Origin of the sequence: Solirubrobacter pauli (assembly GCF_003633755.1) — a bacterium.
In the GTDB taxonomy this organism is placed as follows: Bacteria; Actinomycetota; Thermoleophilia; order Solirubrobacterales; family Solirubrobacteraceae; genus Solirubrobacter; species Solirubrobacter pauli.
Genome location: NZ_RBIL01000001.1, coordinates 2,214,897 through 2,234,649, shown reverse-complemented (window position 1 = coordinate 2,234,649; position 19,753 = coordinate 2,214,897). Strand labels below are relative to the sequence as shown.

Annotated in this window: 10 protein-coding genes; 3 read left to right on the top strand and 7 right to left on the bottom strand. The window is 72.6% G+C overall.

Features of this window, described 5'->3' with window-relative positions; genetic code table 11:
• Nucleotides 1-38: 38 nt before the first annotated feature.
• The 5 genes from C8N24_RS10495 to thiE all read right to left on the bottom strand — a co-directional run bounded on the left by C8N24_RS10495 (nt 39) and on the right by thiE (nt 9,967).
• Complete coding sequence (locus C8N24_RS10495; RefSeq protein WP_147447736.1) at nt 39-3,827, bottom strand: hypothetical protein; 3,789 nt, start codon at nt 3,825-3,827, stop codon at nt 39-41.
• A 95-nt stretch (nt 3,828-3,922) separates the two neighbouring features.
• A complete protein-coding gene (locus C8N24_RS10490; RefSeq protein ID WP_121249979.1) occupies nt 3,923-8,002 on the bottom strand; it encodes a hypothetical protein in 4,080 nt (1,359 codons plus the stop codon).
• A 72-nt stretch (nt 8,003-8,074) separates the two neighbouring features.
• Entirely contained in the window at nt 8,075-8,809 is a 735-nt protein-coding gene (locus C8N24_RS10485; protein WP_121249978.1) for a sulfite exporter TauE/SafE family protein, read from the bottom strand.
• Nucleotides 8,806-9,354 (bottom strand): hypothetical protein, encoded by a 549-nt coding sequence (locus C8N24_RS10480; protein WP_121249977.1) that lies wholly within the window; start codon nt 9,352-9,354, stop codon nt 8,806-8,808. Before C8N24_RS10480 ends, C8N24_RS10485 begins: the two co-directional genes overlap by 4 nt.
• Nucleotides 9,344-9,967, bottom strand: coding sequence for a thiamine phosphate synthase (thiE, locus tag C8N24_RS10475; RefSeq protein WP_245971818.1), 624 nt, complete (start codon nt 9,965-9,967; stop codon nt 9,344-9,346). The genes C8N24_RS10480 and thiE overlap by 11 nt, the downstream gene beginning before the upstream one ends.
• 126 nt (nt 9,968-10,093) lie before the next feature.
• Between thiE and thiO the strand changes: the two genes are divergently transcribed.
• From thiO to C8N24_RS10460, 3 genes are read left to right on the top strand one after another with little or no spacing between them, the layout of a single operon-like run.
• Nucleotides 10,094-11,197, top strand: a complete 1,104-nt coding sequence (thiO, locus tag C8N24_RS10470; protein WP_121249976.1) for a glycine oxidase ThiO — start codon at nt 10,094-10,096, stop codon at nt 11,195-11,197.
• A complete protein-coding gene (gene thiS, locus C8N24_RS10465; protein WP_121249975.1) occupies nt 11,194-11,400 on the top strand; it encodes a sulfur carrier protein ThiS in 207 nt (68 codons plus the stop codon). Before thiO ends, thiS begins: the two co-directional genes overlap by 4 nt.
• A gap of 1 nt (nt 11,401) precedes the next feature.
• Nucleotides 11,402-12,193, top strand: a complete 792-nt coding sequence (locus tag C8N24_RS10460) for a thiazole synthase (protein ID WP_121249974.1) — start codon at nt 11,402-11,404, stop codon at nt 12,191-12,193.
• Here C8N24_RS10460 and C8N24_RS10455 read toward each other — a convergent pair whose 3' ends face one another.
• Both C8N24_RS10455 and C8N24_RS10450 read right to left on the bottom strand, forming a co-directional pair.
• Nucleotides 12,194-17,167 (bottom strand): Ig-like domain-containing protein, encoded by a 4,974-nt coding sequence (locus C8N24_RS10455; protein WP_121249973.1) that lies wholly within the window; start codon nt 17,165-17,167, stop codon nt 12,194-12,196. It lies immediately after the preceding gene.
• A gap of 56 nt (nt 17,168-17,223) precedes the next feature.
• On the bottom strand, nt 17,224-19,695 hold the full coding sequence (locus C8N24_RS10450; RefSeq protein ID WP_147447735.1) for an Ig-like domain-containing protein: 2,472 nt from the start codon (nt 19,693-19,695) through the stop codon (nt 17,224-17,226).
• Between the last annotated feature and the right edge of the window lie 58 nt (nt 19,696-19,753).

The following is a 19,753-nucleotide window of genomic DNA, read 5'->3' as shown; positions in this document are numbered from 1 at the left end:
GCCACGTTAGCGCTTCCGCGGCCGCCACTTAGCAGGCGCTAACCCTTGCTCAAGACCAGCGGCTTGCCGTACCGCTTGCCCTTCTTCAGCTTGACCGTGATCTTCCAGCCCGACTTGGGCAGCTTGCGGCCCAGCGAGACGCGCGTCCAGCCCCGGCGGACCTTCTTGTCGATCACCTTCAGCGTCTTGTACTTCGCCCGCTTCGGCTTGGCCTTGGCGGCGCTCGCGGACCGCACGCCGGTCCCGGACTCGCCCGCGAGCATGATCTGGACGTGGCCGCCGCCACTGAAGCCGAGGCTGACGGCGCCACCGGGCGTGAGCGTCACGCCCATGCGGACGCCGTCCTGGATCAGCGTCTTGATCGGCGGCTGGAGACCCCCCTCGGGGTCGTTGACCCTGCAGGACACCGTGCCGGTCTTGGGCACCAGCTTGACGGGGAACACGTTGCTCGCGTCCGTGCGGACGAGCTTGTCGTTGATGTACCAGCTGTAGAACGAGCCGGCCGTACCCTTCGGGCAGACCAGCGGGGCGTCGGGGTCGGTGAGGCCGCCCACGGTCTCGTCGACGACCACCTCCTCCGAGGCGACGACCCTGACGACGGTCTCCGAGCTCCGGAGCCCGTCGGACACGGTGATGGTGTAGCTCCCGAGCTTCGCCGGCACGTAGACCCGCAGGCCGAACGCCGCTTTGTCCCCGCCGACGGGTCCCGCCAGGAGCCCAGGGGCCTTGATCGTGAGCGAGCGCAGGTCGCGCGAGGCCGGGATCGTGGTCGCGCTGGACGCGACGACGGTGACCGACTGCGGGAGGAAGCGTTCGGGCGCCAAAACTCTGAGCGTGCGCCGGTCCGAGGCCGTTGCGCCGTACGCGTCGGTGGCGGTCACCTCGAACACGTGCTGTCCGGGGTCGGTCACCAAGACCTGCGCCCCGGCGGGCGTGCAGTGCACCGGCCGCCCGTCGTAGGTGCAGGCCACCATCGCGCCCGCACTCACCTGGAACTGCAGGTCCATCCTCGAGTAGCCGAGGGCGACGACGGGCCAGTTGAGGATCGAGACCGACGGGCCGCCGAGGTCGGTGGAGAAGCTCACCGTGCGCGTCTCGTCCTCGCCGTACTCGTTGCGGAGGGTGAGCACGAGCGCGTAGTCGGCCTTGCTCGCCAGCCCGTCGAGGTTGATCGGGCTCGCGCAGGAGGCCAGCGCCGTGCCGTTGAGCGTGCAGCCGGTGACGGTCACGTCGGGCGCGAGCGTGTACGCGACGCGCGTGCTGGCAGACGTGATCGTCCCCTCCGGGCGCTCGTCGATCGTGATCGGCGCTGCGGCTTTGGCCGTCACCGGCGCGGACGTGGCGTCGCGTTCCACGCCCAGCGTCGTCGCCGTGACCTTGCAGCGCAGCTCGGCGCCCCGGTCGGCGCGGACGACGTTGTAGATGGACGAGCCGGAGGCGACGACCTCCTGCCCGCGCAGCCAGCGCACGAACAGGTCGGGGGTGCCCGCCCAGCTGCCGGTGGCGCAGGTGAGCGCCTCACCGACGACGCCGGAGCCGCTGATCGCCGGCGCGGCCGTGTTGTCGGGGATCGGAAGGACCGCGATCCCGCTCGTGCTGATCGCCGCGCTCGGCACCCCGTTGGCCGTGCCGGTCACCGCGCACGTGAGCGTGTGGCCCGCGTCCGCGGCGACCGGCGTGTAGGTGCTCGTCGTGGACACCGTGGTCGACCCGCGCTTCCACGCGTAGTCGAGCGTCGGGGTGAGCGTCCACGTGCCCGGGTCGCACGTGAGGGCGACGCCCGGCGTCGTCTTGCCCGTGGCGGGCGCGCCGGTGATCGACGGCACCACGGTGTTCGCGGCCGTCGCGACGACCTCGACGCCGCTCGACGCGACGGGCAGCGCGGTGAGCCCGTGGGCGATGGCGGTCACTGCGCAGGTGAAGGTGTCGCCGACATCGCCGCTCGTCGGTGTGAAGGTCGGCGTCGTCACGCCCGTGGGCGTGCCGTTGCGCTTCCATGCGTACGTGAACGCGGGGCTCTCGGTCCAGGTGCCGGGCGCGCAGGTCAGCTGGCCCCCGGCGCGGGTCTTCCCGGCGACCGGCGCGCCCGTGATGGCCGGGGCGACGGTGTTGTCCGGCGCGTTGGCGATCGCGACGCCGGTCGAGGTCGCAGCGGCGCTGATGCCGCTCGTGGTCGCGGTGACCTCGCACTTGAGCGTGCCGCCCACGTCGCCGCTCACCGGCGTGTAGGTGCTGGTCGTGGCGACGGTCGTCGTGCCGCGCTTCCACGCGTAGGTGTGGCTCGGGCTGCCGCTCCAGGTGCCCGGGGCGCAGGTGAGCTGGACGCCGGGCGTGGACGTGCCTCCCGCGACGGCGCCGCTGATGCTGGGCGCGACCGAGCTGGCGGGCGCGGCGATGACGCTCACGGCGCCGGAGTCCGCGGTGCCCGTCTCCCCGGCGACGGTGACGCTGACCGAGCACTTGACGCTGGCGCCGAGGTCGGCCGGCACGACGGTGTAGGTCGACGCGGTCGCGCCGCCGATGACGGTGGCGCCGCGCTTCCACGCGTAGGTCTTCGGGCCGTCCGGGCTCCAGACGCCGGGGGCGCAGGTGAGGACGTCACCGGTCGTGGCGGACGTGTTCGGGGTGCGCGTGCTCGTCGCGGCTGGCGGCGTCGTCGCGACCGGGCCCGTGTCGACGTGGACCGCGTTGCTGGACTCCGCGGTCCCGGTGACGGCGCTGACCGTGACCTCGACGGTGCACTTGACGTCGGTGCCGAGCTCGGCGCTCGTCACGGTGAAGGTGCTCGCCGTCTCGCCGTTGATCACGTCGCCGTCGGAGGTCCAGGCGTAGACCTTGGTGCCGTCGGGCGTCCAGGTGCCGGGGGCGCAGGTGATCGTGTCGCCCACGGCCGCGTGGCCGGGGAGGCCGCTCGACGAGGACACGGACGGGAGCGGGTTCGCCGCGGGGCGCGGGTTGCCGCTGTAGGTGGTGTACAGCGACTCGCCGGTCAGCGGGCCGCCGAAGGTGGTGGTGGAGTTGTCGCTGTAGATGAGGTCGGTGACGTCACCGGCCGCGGTGGTGATCAGGTTCACGCGGTCGGTGTCCGCGGCGCCGCCGGTGATGCCCGCCCAGTCGATCGTGGTCTGGTGCATGCCGGTGACGAGCAGCTGGCCGACGCTGAGCATCGCGGGGCCGTTGAGGCCCGACACCCCGGTGGGCTCGAAGTAGACGGGGCCAGTGCCGGTGAGCGAGAGCTGCGCGCTGCCGAAGTCGTTGGTGCCCTGGACGGTCACGACGGTGTCGTGCAGCACCGGGTTCAGCGCGCCGGTGAGCTTGTGGCCCATGAACCACGCGAGGCCGCCGCTCTGCGTGAGCGTCGAGCTCTGCCAGGAGGAGGAGGCCGCGGAATCACCCGGCAGCGCCTCGCTGAAGACGGTCGAGCCGTTCGTGACCGTGAAGCCGACGTTGCTGACCGAGGTGTTCTGGACGCGCAGCTCGCCGGAGACGTCGACCGTACCGCCGGAGATCGCGGACGGCGTGCCGTGACCGCCGCCGAGCGTCACGTCGCCGCTGCTCGTCAGCTTCCGGCCGCTGAGCTTCAGCGTGCCGGTGCCCTTGAGCTCGAGGCCGCCGGCGGTGACGTCGCCCGTGAGCGTCACCTCGTCGCCGGCGTCGACCACGGCCGTGTCCGGTGTGTCAGGGATCACCCCGCCGGACCAGGTGGCTGGATCGTCCCAGTCGCCGGACGCGGTCGACGTGATGGTCGCCGCTTGGGCGCCGCCGGGGACCAGCAGCAGCGCGGCCACGAGGGCCAGCAGGGCACGGAGGCCTCGAATGGACGTCATGGTCCACTTCTCGGCAGAAATGGACCGAACTTGACTCAGTAGTGGGAACGGACGCTCCGTGCTGAGGTGCACAGAGCGCCCGTCACCCACGGTGGCTACCCCTTGCTCAAGACCAGCGGCTTGCTGTACCGCTTGCCCTTCTTGATCCTGATCGTGACCTGGTAGCCCGACTTGGGCAGCTTGCGGCCGATCGAGACCCGCGTCCAGCCGCGGCGGAGCTTCTTTTTGATCGTCTTCACCTTCGTGTACTTCGCCCGCTTGGGCTTGGCGGCCGAGGAGACGCCCGTGATCCGCTTCTCCTTGACGTCGATCTCCACCGTCACGGCGCCGCTGACGCTCATGGAGACGGTGTCGGAGCCGACCGACGCCCCGAGGCGCGTGCCGTCGGAGAGCAGCACCTTCACCGGCGGCGTGAAGCCCTTCACCGGATCGTTGACCGCGCACGACACGACGCCGTTCTTGGGCACGGAGGCCACCGGCAGCTCGTTGCTCGTGCTCGTCTGGACGAGCCGGTCGTCCACGTACCAGCTGTAGAAGGTGCCCGGCGTCCCCTCAGGGCAGGTGATCGGCGACTTGGCGTCGGTCACGCCACCCGCCTGCCTGGTGGTCGTCACGGCGGCCGGGTCGTAGACCGTGACCTGCATCTTGTAGTTCCGCCGACGCGAGCCGTCCGTCGCGGACACCTCGTAGGTTCCGGCCTTGGCCGGGGCCTTGAAGCGGATGGCCGGCTTCCCGAGATCACTCACGCGCTCGTACGGGAAGGGCGCCGAGATCTGCACGTCGTCGAAGTGGCCGTTGTAGTACGGCACGTTCACCCAGGCCGAGGCCGGGACGCTGACGGCCCCGGGCAGGTACGGCTGCCCCGCTCCCTGGGTCGAGATGAAGAAGCTCCAGCGTTCGCTGGCCTGCTTGCCGGACGGGAACGAGGCCGTCACCTGGAACACGTGCGTGCCGAACTCCTCCGGAGCGAAGAACTGCGCCTCCGTGCGCGAGCACGCGATCGGCCGGCCGTCGAGCGTGCAGGCCGCCGTCGCCTCGTCGGAGATCTCGTAGCGGACGGTCAGCGACTGCAGCCAGCCGATGTTCCCACCGGGGACCTGCGTGAGCCGGACGTCCGGCGGCACGACCGTCTGGAAGCTCACCGTGCGACTCTCGTCCTCCCCGTACTCGTTGCGGAGGGCGATGACGAGGGCGTAGTCCGCCGCGATCTGCAGGCCGGTGAGGTCGATCGGGCTCGCGCACGAGGCGAGCGCGGCGCCGTTGAGCGTGCAGCCGGTCACGGCCACGTCCGGCGCGAGCGTGTAGCTCACGCGCGTCTTGCGCGAGGGCAGCGTCGCCTCGGGCTGCTCGGTGATGGTGATCGGCGCGCCCGCCTTGGCGGTGACCGGCGCCGAGAGCGCGGTGCGCTCGACGCTCAGCGTCGTGGCGGTGACCTTGCAGCGCAGCTCGGAGCCCCGGTCGGCGCGCACGATCGTGTAGACGCTCGAGCCGGAGGCGACGACCGTGCCGCCGCGCAGCCAGCGCACGAACAGGTCGGGCGTGCCCGCCCAGCTGCCGGTGGCGCAGGTGAGCGCCTCGCCGACGATCCCGGAGCCGCTGATCGACGGCGCCACCGTGTTGTCCGGATCGGGGAGGACGGCGACGCCGTCGGTCGCCGCCGCGGCGCTCGGGACGCCGTTGGCGAGGGCGGTGACCTCGCACTTGAGCGTGTGGCCGCCGTCCGCGGTGACGGGCGTGTAGGTGGAGGTCGTGGCGACCGTCGTCGTGCCGCGCTTCCACGCGTAGTCGAGCGTCGGGTTGAGCGTCCACGTGCCGGGGTCACACGTCAGCTGGACGCCGAGCGTGGTCTTGCCCGCCACCGGCGCGCCGGTGATCGACGGCGCCCCGGTGTTCTCGGAGGTGGCGACGACGGCGACGCCGGTGCTGTCGACGGCGGCCGCGCTGAACCCGTTGGCCGAGCCGGCCACCGAGCAGCTCAGCGCCATGCCGACGTCGGCGCCGACCGGCGTGTACGCGCCCGCGGTCGCTCCGCCGATCGGGGTGCCGTTGCGCTTCCAGACGTACGTGAACGTGGGGCTCTCGCTCCACGTGCCGGGCGCGCACGTGACGGCCAGGCCGACCCGCGTCTTGCCGGCGACCGGCGTGCCCGTGACGCTGGGCGCGACGGAGTTGACGGGGAGGATGAACACCGCGACGCCCGTGGACGAGGAGGCCGCGCTGCTGATCGAGTTGGTGGTGGCCACGACCTCGCACGTCAGCGTGTTCCCGGCGTCGGCGCTGACGGGCGTGTAGGTGCTCGTGCTCGCTACGGTGGTCGTGCCGCGCTTCCACGCGTAGGCGTAGGTCGGGCTGCCGCTCCACGTGCCCGGCGCGCACGTGAGCTGGACGCCCGTCGTGGTCTTGCCGGTGAGCGGGGCGCCGGTGATGGCCGGCGCGACGGAGTTGGCGGGCGTGGCGACGGCCACGACGGCGGCGGTGTCCGCGTTGCCGGTGTCGTCGGCCGTCGTCAGCGTGACCGAGCACGTGAGGCTCGTCCCCAGGTCCACGCCGACGACGGTGTAGGTGGTGGCGGTGGCGCCGTTGATGACGTTGCCGTCACGCTTCCAGGCGTAGGAGAAGGTGCCCTGGGCGCTCCACTGGCCGGGGGCGCAGGTGAGCACGTCACCCGTCGTCGCGCGGTTGGTGGGCGTCCGCGTGCTGGTCGCGGTCGGCGCGACGGTCGGCGTCGGGCCGGAAGCGATCTCGACGCCCGTGACCGAGACGACCGCGGACGAGCTGGCGAGGCCGTCCTTGGCGACGACCGAGCACGTGATCTCGGCGCCCCGGTCGGCGTCGACGACGGTGTAGGTGCGCGCGGTGGCGCCGCCGATCGGGTTGCCGTCGCGCTGCCAGGCGTAGGTGTAGGTCGGCGCGATCCCGGACCACAGGCCCTCGTCGCAGGTGAGGACGTCGCCGACGCGTGCCGCGGTCGGATCGGCGTTGGCCGAGCTCGGCTCGGGCTCGATGATGTTGCCCGGCGCGACGTCGACGTGGACCGCGTTGCTGGATGCCTCCGTGCCGGTGACGCCGCCGGCGCTGACCTCGACGGTGCACTTGACGTCGGTGCCGAGCTCGTTGCTCGTGGCGACGAAGGTGCTGGTGGTCTCGCCGCCGATCACGTTGCCGTCGGACGTCCAGGCGTAGACCTTGGTGCCGTCCGGCGTCCAGGTACCGGGGTCGCACGTGATCGTGTCGCCCACGAGCGCGTGGCCGGGGAGGCTGCTCGACGAGGAGGCCGACGGCAGCGGGTTGGCCGCGGGGCGCGGGTTTCCGCTGTAGGTCGCGTGCAGCGACTCGCCGGTCAGCGGGCCGCCGAACACGGTGCTGCCGGAGCTGTTGTAGATGAGGTCGGTGGCGTCACCGGCCGCGGCGGCGATCAGGTTCACGCGGTCGAGGTCCGCCGCGCCACCCACGATGCCCGACCAGTCGACCGTCGTCTGGTGCATGCCCGACACCGTGAGCGCGCCGACGCTGAGCATCGGCGCGCCGCCGATGCCCGTCAGGGCGGTCGGCTCGAAGTACACGCCGCCCCAGCCGGTGAGCGTGAGCTGGCGGCCGTTGAGGTCGTTCGTGCCGCGGACGAAGAGGCTGGTGTTGTCGAGAACCGGGTCCAGGTCGCCGGTGAACCGGTGCCCGGAGAGCGTCAGGTCGCCGGTGGTCTGGGTCAGGGTCGAGCTCTGCCAGAACGAGGACGCCTCGCTGTCACCCGGCAGCGGGCCGCTGAACTCGCTCGTGCCGTTCACCGTGACCGCGACGTTGCTGACCGCGCTGTTCTGGACCAACAGCTTGCCGCCGACCGTGAGCGTTCCGTCCGTGAGCCAGGAGGTGCTGTAGAAGTCGCCGCCCAGCGTCGCGTCGCCGCTGGTGGAGAGCTGGTGGCCGTCGAGGTCGAGGTTGGCGCCGCCCTCGAGCTCGACGCCGGTGACGTTGACGTCCGCGACGAGCGCCACGGCGTTCGCGGATCTGATCTTCGCCGTGTCCCCACTCCCGGGGGCTACACCGCCGGCCCAGGTGCCGGGATCATCCCAGTCACCCGAGGTCGCGGAGGTGATCGTCGCCGCTTGCGCGGCGCCGGGGACCAGCACGAGCGCCGCCGTGCAGGCCAGCAGGGCACGAAGGCCACGGGAGGGGGTCATGGTCCACTTCTCGACCGCTTTGGTGAGAACTTGACTCAGTGGTTGGAGCGAGCCTCCGTGGCGCCGTCCCGCTCAGGTCACGAGCAGGATCACCGCGACGATCGTCGCCACGACCACCACGACCCAGCGCAGCACCTCGGAGGGGATGTGGCGCCCGTACTTGGCGGCCACCTGCGCGCCGACGATCGAGCCGACGGCGATCAGCGCCGCGGCTTCCCAGGCGACGTCCGCCACCGCGATGAACAGCACCGCCGCGACCCCGTTCGCGACCGCCGTGCAGACGATCTTGACCGCGTTGATCCGCTGCAGGTCGTCCGGGTAGCAGAAGCGCAGCAGCGACATCAGGATGATCCCCTGCGCCGCGCCGAAGTAGCCGCCGTAGATGCCGGTGGCGAACGAGGCGCTGATGCCGGCCGCGTTGCGCTCGTGGTCGGCGTGCGCGGCGGGCGTGCGCTTGACGGCCATCAACACCGCCGCGAGCAGGATCAGGATCGGGACGACCGCGTCGAACACGGACTCGGGCAGCTCGAGCAGCAGGATGCCGCCGAGCAGCGCGCCGATCGTCGTGCCGACGGCGAGGAAGCCGACCCGCCGCCACTGGCCGCGCAGCTCGCGCCGGTAGCCGATCGCGCCGCTGATCCCGCCCGGCACGAGCCCGACCGAGTTGGACACGTTCGCGACCACCGACGGGTAGCCGACGGCGAGCAGCGTCGGGAACGTGATCAGCGACCCCGAGCCGACGATCGTGTTCACGCCACCCGCGCCGAAGCCGGCCGCGGCGACCGCGATCGCCTCCGCCGCGGTCACTGCCGCGGCACCTGCATCCGCGCCATCACGCGGATGAGCAGCCAGAAGACCGGGCTGCACGCGATCACGACCCCCGCGATCGCCGCCGCCTGCAGCACGGTCTGGGCGAACAGCAGCGCGAGGATGGCGAAGATGATCGCGAGCGCGAGCAACGCCTCGACGAGCAGCACGACCGCGTACACGCGCCCCCACAGCCCGGCCGCGAGCGCGACGCCGCCGACCGCGAACAACGCCGCGTACCCGTAGTCCTCGTGCGTGACGGCGAGGATCGCGTTCGCGCCGCACACCACGAGCACGAGCGCGAACGCCAGCTTGAGCCCGAGAGGCCGCTCGTCCGGCCCGAGCGGCGTCAGCTGCGCGCGGATCGCCTCGTCCCGGGCGCGTCCGCGGGCGTACCCGCGCCGCATCTGCGCGTTGGGCTCTTGGCGTGCGGCCTTCTCGCGACGCGCGGTGTCGCGGGCCGCCTCGGCTTCGGCCTGCTCGCGTGCGAAGTCGCGCCGCGCGGCCTCGCGGGCGGCCTCGAGGTCTGCGTCTTCAGCGGACAATGGAGGTCTCTTCGAGGGCGGAGCGCAGCTCGCGCGCCGCCGCCTCGGGGTCCTCGGCCTCGGTGATGGCGCGCACGACCACGATCCGCGTCGCGCCGCGCTCGACCACCTCGTGCACGTTGGCGGCGTCGAGGCCGCCGATCGCGAACCACGGCTTGCGCACGGTGTCGGCGGCGTGCGCGACGTAGTGCAGGCCGGCGGCGGGGCGGCCGGGCTTGGTCGGCGTCGCGTGGACCGGGCCGACGGCCACGTAGTCGACCGCGGGGTCCGCGTCCGCCGCGGCGGCCTGCGCCGGCTCGTGCGTGGACCGGCCGAGGATCCGGTCGGGACCGATCAGCGCGCGGGCCGCGGCCGGCGACTCGTCGTCCTGGCCGACGTGCACGCCGTCGGCGCCGCACGCCTCCACGAGGTCCGGCCGGTCGTTGAGGATGAACAGCGCGTCGTGACCGACGAACGCCTTCGCCGCTTCGAGCACCCCCGCGTCGTCGAGCGTCTTGTCGCGCAGCTGGATCAGGTCGACGCCGCCGCGCACCGCCGCCGCGATCCACTCGCGCGAGCGGGCGGGGCAGACGAGATACAGGCGCGCGGTGGACAGGCGCTCGCGTGGGGTCACCCACCAGGGGATACCATGAACCGCAGAACACGGGAGCCCGCAGACTCGGGCTGAGAGGGTGCCAGCGGGGCGCCGACCGTCGAACCTGATCCGGGTCGTGCCGGCGTAGGGAGGCAGGCAGTACCAGTGGCAGCGCAGTCAGAGAGCTTCGACGTCGCCGTCGTCGGCGGCGGTCCGATCGGGCTCGCCTGCGCGTGGCGCGCGGAGCAGCGCGGCGCGCGCGCAGTCGTGATCGACGCGGGGGAGCCCGGGGCCTGGCACGTCGCCGCCGGCATGCTCGCGCCCGTGTCCGAGGCCGAGTTCGGCGAGGGCAGCCTGCTCCAGCTCGGGCTCGAGAGCGCCCGCCGCTACGCCGACTTCTGCGCCGAGCTCGAGGATCCGGGCCTGCGCTCCGTGGGCACGCTCGTCGTCGCCCGCGACCGTGACGAGGCCGAGGCGCTGGACCGCCTGGCCGAGTTCCGCCGCGGCCTCGGGCTGCCCGTGGAGCGGCTGCGCCCGTCCCAGGCGCGCAAGCTCGAGCCCGCGCTCGCGCCGACGGTCCGGCTCGCGCTGGAGATCGAGGGCGACCACTCGATCGATCCCCGCAAGCTCGTCGCCGCGCTCCGCAACAAGGTCACCGTCTACGACCACGCCCGGGCCACCGGCCTGCTGGTCGACGGGCAGCGCGTCACCGGCGTGATCACGCCCGAGGGCACCGTCCGCGCCGACCAGGTCGTGATCGCCGCGGGCGTCGACGTCGCCAAGCTCGACCTCCCGGCCGCCGCGCGCGTCCCCGTCCGGCCGGTCAAGGGGCAGGTGCTGCGCCTGCGCGATCGCAGCGGGCCGGGGCTGGTCGAGCGCACGATCCGCGGCGAGCAGGCGTACTTCGTCCCGCGCGGTGACGGCCGCTACGTGCTCGGCGCGACGATGGAGGAGCGCGGCTGGGACACGACGCCCACGGCGGGCGGCGTCTACGAGCTGCTGCGCGACCTCTCCGAGCTCGTCCCCGGCGTCTTCGAGCTCGAGATCGAGGAGCTGATCGCCGGGCTGCGGCCCGCGACGCCGGACAACCTGCCGGCGATCGGCCCGGGCGCGCTGGACGGCCTCGTCTGGGCGACGGGCCACTTCCGCAACGGCATCCTGCTCACGCCCGTCACCGCCGACCTGGTCGCCGCGGTCCTCGCCGGCGAGCCACTGCCTGACTGGGCGGCGCCCGCCAACCCCCAACGATTCGCCGGAGTTGCCGCATGAACGTCGTCCTGAACGGAGAACCGACCACGCTCGCCGACGGCGCGACGGTGGAGAGCGCGCTCGTCGCGCTCGATCTGCCCGGCGCCGGCCGGGGCGTGGCCGTGGCCGTGGACGCCGAAGTGGTCCCGCGCGGCCAGTGGGGGAAGACTGCACTGCACGAAGGGGCGCGGGTGGAGATCCTGCGCGCAATCCAGGGAGGCTGAGATGGCCGCAACGAGCGACACCAACACCGACGTCCTCACGATCGCCGACAAGACGCTGAGCTCGCGTCTGCTGCTGGGCACGGGCGGCTTCCGCTCGCTCGACGCGCTGGCGGGCGCGCTGGCCGTGAGCGGCTCGGAGCTCGTCACGGTCGCCCTGCGCCGGATCGACCCCGGCCAGCACGGCTCGATCGTCGACGTCCTGGACCGCGCCGGCGTCCAGCTGCTTCCGAACACGGCGGGCTGCTTCACCGCCCGCGACGCCGTCCTGACCGCCAAGATGGCCCGCGAGGCGTTCGAGACCAACTGGGTCAAGCTCGAGGTGATCGGCGACGAGCGCACGCTCCTGCCCGACGCACCGGCGCTGCTCGAGGCGGCCGAGGAGCTCGTCGACGACGGCTTCGTCGTGCTCCCGTACACGAACGACGACCCGATCCTCGCCCGCCGCTTGGAGGACGTCGGCTGCGCCGCGGTCATGCCGCTCGGCTCGCCGATCGGCTCCGGGATGGGCCTGCTGAACACGTACAACCTGCGCCTGATCCGCGAGCGCGCGGGCGTGCCGGTGATCCTCGACGCGGGCGTCGGCACCGCTTCCGACGCCGCGCTGGCCATGGAGCTCGGCTTCGACGCGGTGCTGTGCGCCACCGCCGTGTCCCGCGCGGAGGAGCCCGAGACGATGGCGCGCGCGATCCGCCTCGGCGTGGAAGCGGGTCGCCTCGCGTACCGGGCCGGCCGGATCCCGCGCCGCCTGTACGCGCAGGCCTCGACGCCCGACGAGGGCTTCCCCGAGTACTAGCTAGCGCCGCTTGGCGCGCGCCGTGTAGGGCTTGCCCTTCTTGACCAGGACCTTCGTCTTCTTGACGAAGTCCTGGACCTGCACGGTGCCCTGCGTCACGCGGGTCAGCGTGGTCGTGCAGGTGTCCTGCACGAGCCAGATCGTGCCGCGGATGGTCGCGGCGGAGTACTTGCCGGACGTGCGGAACGAGCCCTTGCCGTTGCCCCACAGCTTGCGGGACTTCTTGCCCGCGGCGGCGCTGGCCTTGCCGCTCTTCGGACACCCCGTGAGCGGCTCGCTCAGCTTGAGGTCGGTGATCCCGCCCCGCTGGGTCACGAGGAAGATGCCGCCGTAGAAGTCGGCGGACTGCGGAGCGGCGCCCGGGCGCGGGATCGACGTCAGCGTCACGCGGCCCTTGCGGACGTCCACCTCGGACCCGAGCGGGATGCCCTTCGTCACGTCCAGCGGCGCGAACGTGGTCTCGCCCTTGGCCTTGACCAGCACCGTGCCGCCCGGCTTGGGCGTGACGACGACGGTCTGCGGCGTCTGCGCAGGCCCGACCGTCGACGTCGGCGTCGGCGTGGGCGTCGCCTGCTGCACCTGCGTGACCGTGAACGCCCGCTGGGTCGTCGACTGGTTGCCGGCCGCGTCCGTCGTGCGCACGAAGAACACGTAGGCGCCGGGCGCCAGCGCGTTGAAGGTCTTCGGCGACGCGCACGCGCCGAAGCCGCCGGGCCCGCCGGGGCCGTCCAGCCGGCACTCGACCGTGGACTCGGCGGCCGTGAACGCGAACACCGGGTTGGGGTCGGTCGTCGCGCCGGCCGGGCCGCTGACGTCGGGCGGGGCCGGCTGGGCGGTGTCGACGGTGAAGCTGCGCGAGGTGACGGCGCTCGCGTTGCCGGCGGCGTCGAAGACCTTCACCGTAAACACGTGCGGCCCGTCGGCGAGCGCCTGAGGGGTGAACGGGGAGACGCAGTCGAACGGGGCGCCGTCGAGCGTGCACGCGAAGTCGGTCGTCTCGCCCGCGAAGGTGAACGTGGGCGTGCTCTGGTTGGTCGGGCCGCTGGGGCCGGTGACCGTGGGCGCGGCCGGAGGGCCGGTGTCGACGAGCACGGACCGGGCCGCCGACGCGGCACCCGTGTTTCCCGCCGCGTCACGGGCGCGGGCCGTGTAGCTGTGCGTGCCGTCGGCGACGTTGGTGAACGCGCGGGTCCAGCCGGTGCCGGAGGCCGCGACCGTGCCGACCTGGGTCGCGCCGTCGAAGAGCAGGATCGTCGCGTCCTGCTCGGTCGTGCCGGAGAGCGTCACGGTCGCGCCGGTCGCGGTCGCGGTGTTGATCACCGGCGCGGCGGGGGCGACGGTGTCCACGCGGAACGTGCGCGTCGCGGCCGCGCTGGTGTTGCCGGCCGTGTCGCGGGCGGTCGCCTCGTAGGTGTGCGTGCCGTCGGTCGCCGGGTTGACCGTGATCGACCAGGTGCCGCCGGTCGCGGTCGTCGTGCCGCGCGTGAACTGGCCCTCGCGGAGCTCGACCGACGCGCCCGCCTCGGCCGTGCCGCTGACGGTGACGAACGACGCCGTGAGCCACTGGTTGGCCGTCGGCGTCGAGATCACCGGCGGGCTCGGCGCGAGGGTGTCGACCGTGAAGTCGAGCCCGACGGCGGCGCTCTGGTTGCCGGCGGCGTCGGTCGCGCGCACATCCAGGCGGTGCGGGCCCTCCGTGAGCAGCGCCGTCGTGAGCGGCGTCTGGCAGGGGGCGAACCCGGCGCCGTCGAGCCGGCAGTCGAACGTCGCACCCGTCTCGCTCGCGAACGTGAACGTCGGCGTGCTGTCGGTGGGGGGAGTCGTCCACGTGATCGTGGGCGCGGGCGGCGTGATCGTGTCGACCGTGAACACGCGCTGGTCCGTGGCGGTGTTCCCCGCGGTGTCGGTGGCGCGGACCTCGAACGTGTGCTGGCCCTCCGCGAGCACGGCCGTCGTGTGCGGGCTCGAGCAGGTCGCGAAGGCCGCCGCGTCCACGCGACACGCGAGCGTCGCGCCCGTCTCGGCGCTGAACGTGAAGGTCGGGGTGGTGTCGTTCGTCCGCGTGCGCGGGCCATCCGTGATCGTCACCGAGGGGGCCGAGGTGTCGACGAGGATCGTCCGCGTCGCGGGCGTGTTGTCGCGGTTGCCGGCCGGGTCGACGGCGCGGACGCTCAGCGTGTGCGTGCCGGGCGCCAGCGTCGGCGCGGTGAACGGCGTCGCGCAGGCGCTGTGGGGGGCGCCGTCGAGCGCGCACTCGAACGTGGAGCCCGCCTCGGACGCGGTGAAGGTCCAGGTCGGGGTCGTGTCGCCGGTCGTCCCGGACGGGCCGGTGGCGATCGTCGTGTCCGGCGGCTGCGTGTCGATCCGGATCGTACGCGTCACCGCCGTGCTCTGGTTGCCGGCGGCGTCGATCGTCCGCGCCGAGTAGGTGTGCGTGCCGTCGGTGGGCGTGACGATCACGTTCCACGTGCTCGTGGCCGACACGGGCGAGCTGCCGGCCGACGTCGCGCCCTCGGTCAGCTGCACCGTCGCGTTCGCCTCGGCCGTGCCGCGGAGGTCCACGGTGCCGACCGCGAGCAGCGCGTTGTCGGCCGGGGAGGTGAAGGTCGGCGGGGCGGGCGCCGTGGTGTCGACGGTGATCGACCGCGAGGCGGCGGGGCTGGCGTTGCCCGCCGCGTCGACGGCGCGCACCTGGAACGTCCGGGCGCCGTCCGCGAGCGCCGCGGTCGTGTGCGGGGAGGTGCACGCGGCGAACGCGGCGCTGTCGACCCGGCACTCGAACTTCGCGCCCGCCTCGCCCGTGAACGAGAAGGTCGGCGTGCTGTCGGCGGTCGGGCTGGTCGGGCCCGTGCCGATGACCGGGGCGGCCGGGGCGGTCGTGTCGACCACGATCGTGCGGCTCGCGGCGGCGCCCTGGTTGCCGGCGGCGTCCGTGGCGCGCACCTCGACGGTGTGGCTGCCCTCGGCCAGCGTCGCGGTCGTGTACGGGGACGTGCACGCCCCGAACGCGCCACCGTCCGTCCGGCACTGGAAGCCCACGCCGGCCTCATTGGCGCTGAACGTGAACGACGGCGTGGTGTCGTTCGTCCGCGCCGGGGACGTGTCGATGGTCACCGTGGGCGCGATCGTGTCGACGGTCCAGGTCCGGGACGCGGGCGTCGCGTCGGCGTTTCCGACGGCGTCGACGGCGCGGACCTGGAACGTGTGCGCGCCCTGCGCGAGTCCGGTGTAGTTGACCGGGCAGGACGCGAACGCGCCGCCGTCCAGCGCGCACTGGAAGTTCACGCCGCTCTCGGGCGAGGTGAACGTGAACGTCGCGGTCGTGCTGGCGACGGCGCCGGTCGGGCCGCTGCCGATCGTCGTGTCCGGCGCGACGGTGTCGACGGTCCAGGTCCGGGAGGCGGGCGTCGCGTCGGGGACACCGGCGGCGTCGACCGCTCGCACCTGGAACGTGTGACCGCCCTGCGCGAGCCCGGTGTAGCTCGCCGGGCAGTTGCCGAACGCGGCGCCGTCGAGCGCGCACTGGAACGTCGAGCCGGGCTCGCTCGACGTGTACGTGAACGCGGCCGACGTCGAGGCCACGGTGCCGGTCGGGCCGCCCGTGATCGTCGTGTTCGGCGCGCCCGCGGCGTTGACGACGAAGCTGCGCGTGGTCGGCGTCGGGTTCGGGAACGCGGCGCTGACGGCGCGCACCGAGAACGTGTACGGGCCGTCCGCGAGGTTCGAGTACGGCTGCGCGTTCGACTTGTAGCACTGCTCGAAGCCCGCGGTCTGACCCGGGCCGGTGAGGTCGCACTCGACGGTCACGTCCGGCTCGTTGGCCTGGAAGTTGAACTGGGTGCTGGTGGAGGTGATCGTGCCCGTCGGCCCCTCCGTGATGGTCACGGTCGCGGGCTGGTCGATCTCGAACGCACCCGCGTCGCAGGCCGTGCCCTGCGGGCGGGAGAGGCCTCGCGCGTCGGTGCTCTCGCACGGGGTGTCGCCGAACGGCATCCGGTTGAAGGCGTCGCTCGTGGTCGGGATCGTCAGGACGTCGACCTGGCCGCCCTGGTTGCTCAACGCGGTGGCGAGCTGCGGCTTCAGGTTGCCGGGCGCGAGCCCGCAGTCCGTGTCGTCCTCGACGCTGAACAGGCCGCTGGTGAGCGGGTCGGAGCAGTTCACCGTCGCGCTGCCGGCGAGGTTGCGGGCGACGATGCTGCCCGTGGCCTGCGTGTTGCCCGACGGGAAGATTCCGCCCGTGCCCCGTGTGGCGCTGCCGACGTTGTCGGCGATCGTCGAGCGGTTCAGCGACACGGAGGCGCCGGTGCCCGTCGAGAAGACGCCGCCGATCCCGCCCGTGCCGGTGGCGGTGTTCTTGAAGATCGTCGTGTCGGTGACGATCAGCCAGCCCCTGAGCTCCGGGAGCTCCTGGCCGGCGACGTTGAGGATGCCGCCTCCGCCGCCCGCGCCGGTGGCGACGTTGTTGTCGACGAGCAGGTTGTCGGCCACGACGATGCCGAGGTTGTTCGCGATCCCGCCGCCCCGCACCGCCGTGCTGCCCGTGACCCGCACGTCCTGCAGGTTCAGGCGGCCGGCGTTGTAGATGCCGCCGCCGTCGGTGATGTCGCCGCCACCCGCCGCGCCGTTGCGGATCGTGAAGCGGTTCAGGGTCAGGATCCCGCTCGCGGTGGTGCGCAAGCGGTACTTGGCGCCGCCGTCGATGACCGTCTTGCGCGCGTCGGCCCCATTGATCGTCATCTCCGACTGCACGACCAGGTCGCCCGAGATGCCGATCACGCCTTCGGGGACGTTGATCGTATCCGCCTCGGCTCGGGTCCCCTCGGCGGCGGTGATCGCGGCCCGCAGGCTCGGGCACGACGTGCCCGAGCACGTCCCGCCCTCACCCGCGCCGGTGACGGTGAAGACGGCGCTGTACGCGGCCGGCGCCGGGGCCAGCGCGGCAATCACGACGATGAACGCTGCGCGCCACCCCATTTCGGAGCGACACTAACCGCATCGTCATCTGCCTGACAAGGCCGATCGGGCAGTTCTTAGCGCGGCTTGGCCAGGTACCGCTTCCCCGCGCGCAGCAGCAGCGTCTTCTTGCCGTGCTTGACCTGCACGACGCCCGTCGCCACCCGCGTCAGCGTGCCCGCGCACGAGTCCTCGACCAGCCACTTCGTGCCGCGCACGGTGGCCGCGCTGTACTTGCCGCTGGTGCGGAACGACCCCTTGCCGTCCCCCCAGAGCTTGCGCTTCTTCGCCTTCTTCTTGCTCTGCGCCGTGGCCGCCTTGCCCCGCTTCGGGCACGCCGCCAGCGGCTCCGTCAGCTTGAGGTCGAGGATCTTCCCCACCTGCGTGATCCGGAAGACGCCGCCGTAGAACGTGGCGGTCTGGACCTTGCCCTTCTCCGACTCGAACCGCAGCACCACGCGGCCGTTGGTCGTGTCGATCTCCGACCCGAGCGGCACGTCCTCGAGCCGGTTCACCGGGATGAACTGGTTCGTCCCCGGCACCTTGACCAGGACCTTGCCCGTCGGGCGGATCGTCACGTCCTCGTTGACCGTGGGCGTGGGGGTCGGCGTGGCTGTGGGGGTCGGGGCGGGCGTCGCGACCGGGCTGGCCGTCGCCACGGGCTGCGTCTGCACCGGCGGACCGGCGACCGAGAACGTGCGCGGAGCCGAGTCGGCGAAGTTGCCCGCCCGGTCACTCGAGCGCACCGTGAACGTGTAGGCGCCCGCGGCGAGCCCGTCGTAGCGCTGCGGCGACGCGCAGTCCTGGAACGCGCCGTCACGGCCGGGTCCTTCCAGCCGGCAGCGGAACGTCCGCTCGGCCTGCGAGCTGGCGAACGTGATCGTGGCGGCGCTCGGCTCGACCGCCGGCTCACCCACGGTCGGCTGGGCGATCAGGCCGGAGTCGACCTGGAACTCGTAGCTCTCGAACTGGTCGACGTTGCCCGCGCGATCGACCGCGCGCACCTGGAACGCGTATGAGCCGTTCGCGAGGCCGTCGTAGGTGATGCTCCCCGCGTCGCAGGGGACGGCTTCCGGGTCGCGACCGGGGCCGCTGAGGCTGCACTCGAACGTGCCAGGCTCGGTCGAGCTGAACGTGAACGTGACGTTCGAGCGGTTCGTCGCCGACGGCGGGACTTCGCCGAGGAGCGTCTGCGGGGCCTCGTAGTCGAACGTCACGCGGTGGGTCGTTGCCGTCGAGTCGCCCGAGCCGTCGTTGGCCGTGAGGGTGTAGGTGTGCAGCCCGGCGGCCTGGTCGGCGGCCAGCGGGATCGACCAGTTGCCGTCCCCGTCGGCTTCGGTGAACCCGATCGGGGTCGTCCCGCCTTCGAAGATCTCCACCGCCGCCCCGGGCGCGACGCCGTTGCCCGCGATCGTCAGCGGATTGTCGTTCGTGAAGCCGTCCTGCGCGGGGTAGCTGACCACCGGCGGCGCGGTGCCCACTTCGAGCGCGCCCGCGTCGCACGCCGCACCGACCGGGCGGGTGACGCCGCGCTGGTCGGTCGGCAGGCACTGGCCGGCCGGGATGGCTTCCAGGGCGGGGCTCCCCGACGTCAGGTTCACGACGTTGGTCTCGCCGCCCTGGTTGGTCAGCTCGTCGGATACGAGCGGCGCGCTGGTCGGGACGATCCCGCACGAGGTGTCGTCCGTGAAGTTCGCGTCGATCGACTCCGGAGTTCCCGCGCAGTTGGTCGTGCCGTTCGCCGCGATGATCGAGCCGCGGACGCGCAGGCTGTCCCCAGCGCCCGAGTCGAAGGCGACCCCGCCGTTGCCGTTGCCGGCGGTGTTGCGCGCGATCGTGACGAACTCGAACAGCGCTGTGTTCGGCCGGGCCTGGCTTCCGCCCCAGGAGGCGTACGCGCCGCCGCCGGCGTTCGCGTGATTGAAGGCGATCGTCGTGTTGCGTACGACGAGGTTGCCGCCGCCTTGGTTCACGATCCCGCCTGAGTCCGAGCCGCCGATGTTCGCGGTGTTGCCGTGGATCAGGCTGCGGTCGATCGCCATCGTGCCGCCGACGTTGGCGATGCCGCCGCCGCTGGAAGCGGAGCCGCCCGTCACCCGCACGCGACTGAGCGTGAGCGAGCCCGAGTTGCGGATCAGGCCGCCGGCGTAGAACGTCGGGCTGTTCTCGTCGGTCGCCCGACCCCCGACGAGGCTCACGCCGGTGATCGACGCGGTCACGCCGGTCGGCACTTCGAACGCCCGGAAGGCGCTCGCGTTGCCGCGCACGATCGTCGTGCGCGCGCCATCGCCCTCGATCGTCACGTCGGACGTGAGCAGGATCTGGCCCTGCGCGAGCTGGTAGTCACCGCTGGGGACCCGCACCGTGTCCGGCCCGGTGGACAGCGCCGCTGCCGCGACGGCCGCGCGGATCGACCGGCAGCTCGTGCCCGAGCACGCGTCGCTCGGGTCGTCGCCGAACGTCGTGACCTGGAAGGTCGCCGCGTGCGCAGCCGGGGCGATCGCGAAGCACGCGAGCACCATCAACAAGACCGTCCGTGTGAACCGCATCGACATTCCTCCGCCTCCTTGCCACGAGGCTAACCCGCCACGCGCCTGAATTCCTGTT

Excerpts from the sequence above, each read along its gene's own strand:
- C8N24_RS10455 (WP_121249973.1), bottom strand. The coding sequence starts at position 17,167 with ATGGGGTGGCGCGCAGCGTTCATCGTCGTGATTGCCGCGCTGGCCCCG.
- thiS (WP_121249975.1), top strand. The coding sequence starts at position 11,194 with ATGAACGTCGTCCTGAACGGAGAACCGACCACGCTCGCCGACGGCGCG.
- C8N24_RS10460 (WP_121249974.1), top strand. The coding sequence starts at position 11,402 with ATGGCCGCAACGAGCGACACCAACACCGACGTCCTCACGATCGCCGAC.
- C8N24_RS10450 (WP_147447735.1), bottom strand. The coding sequence starts at position 19,695 with ATGCGGTTCACACGGACGGTCTTGTTGATGGTGCTCGCGTGCTTCGCG.
- C8N24_RS10490 (WP_121249979.1), bottom strand. The coding sequence starts at position 8,002 with ATGACCCCCTCCCGTGGCCTTCGTGCCCTGCTGGCCTGCACGGCGGCG.
- C8N24_RS10495 (WP_147447736.1), bottom strand. The coding sequence starts at position 3,827 with ATGACGTCCATTCGAGGCCTCCGTGCCCTGCTGGCCCTCGTGGCCGCG.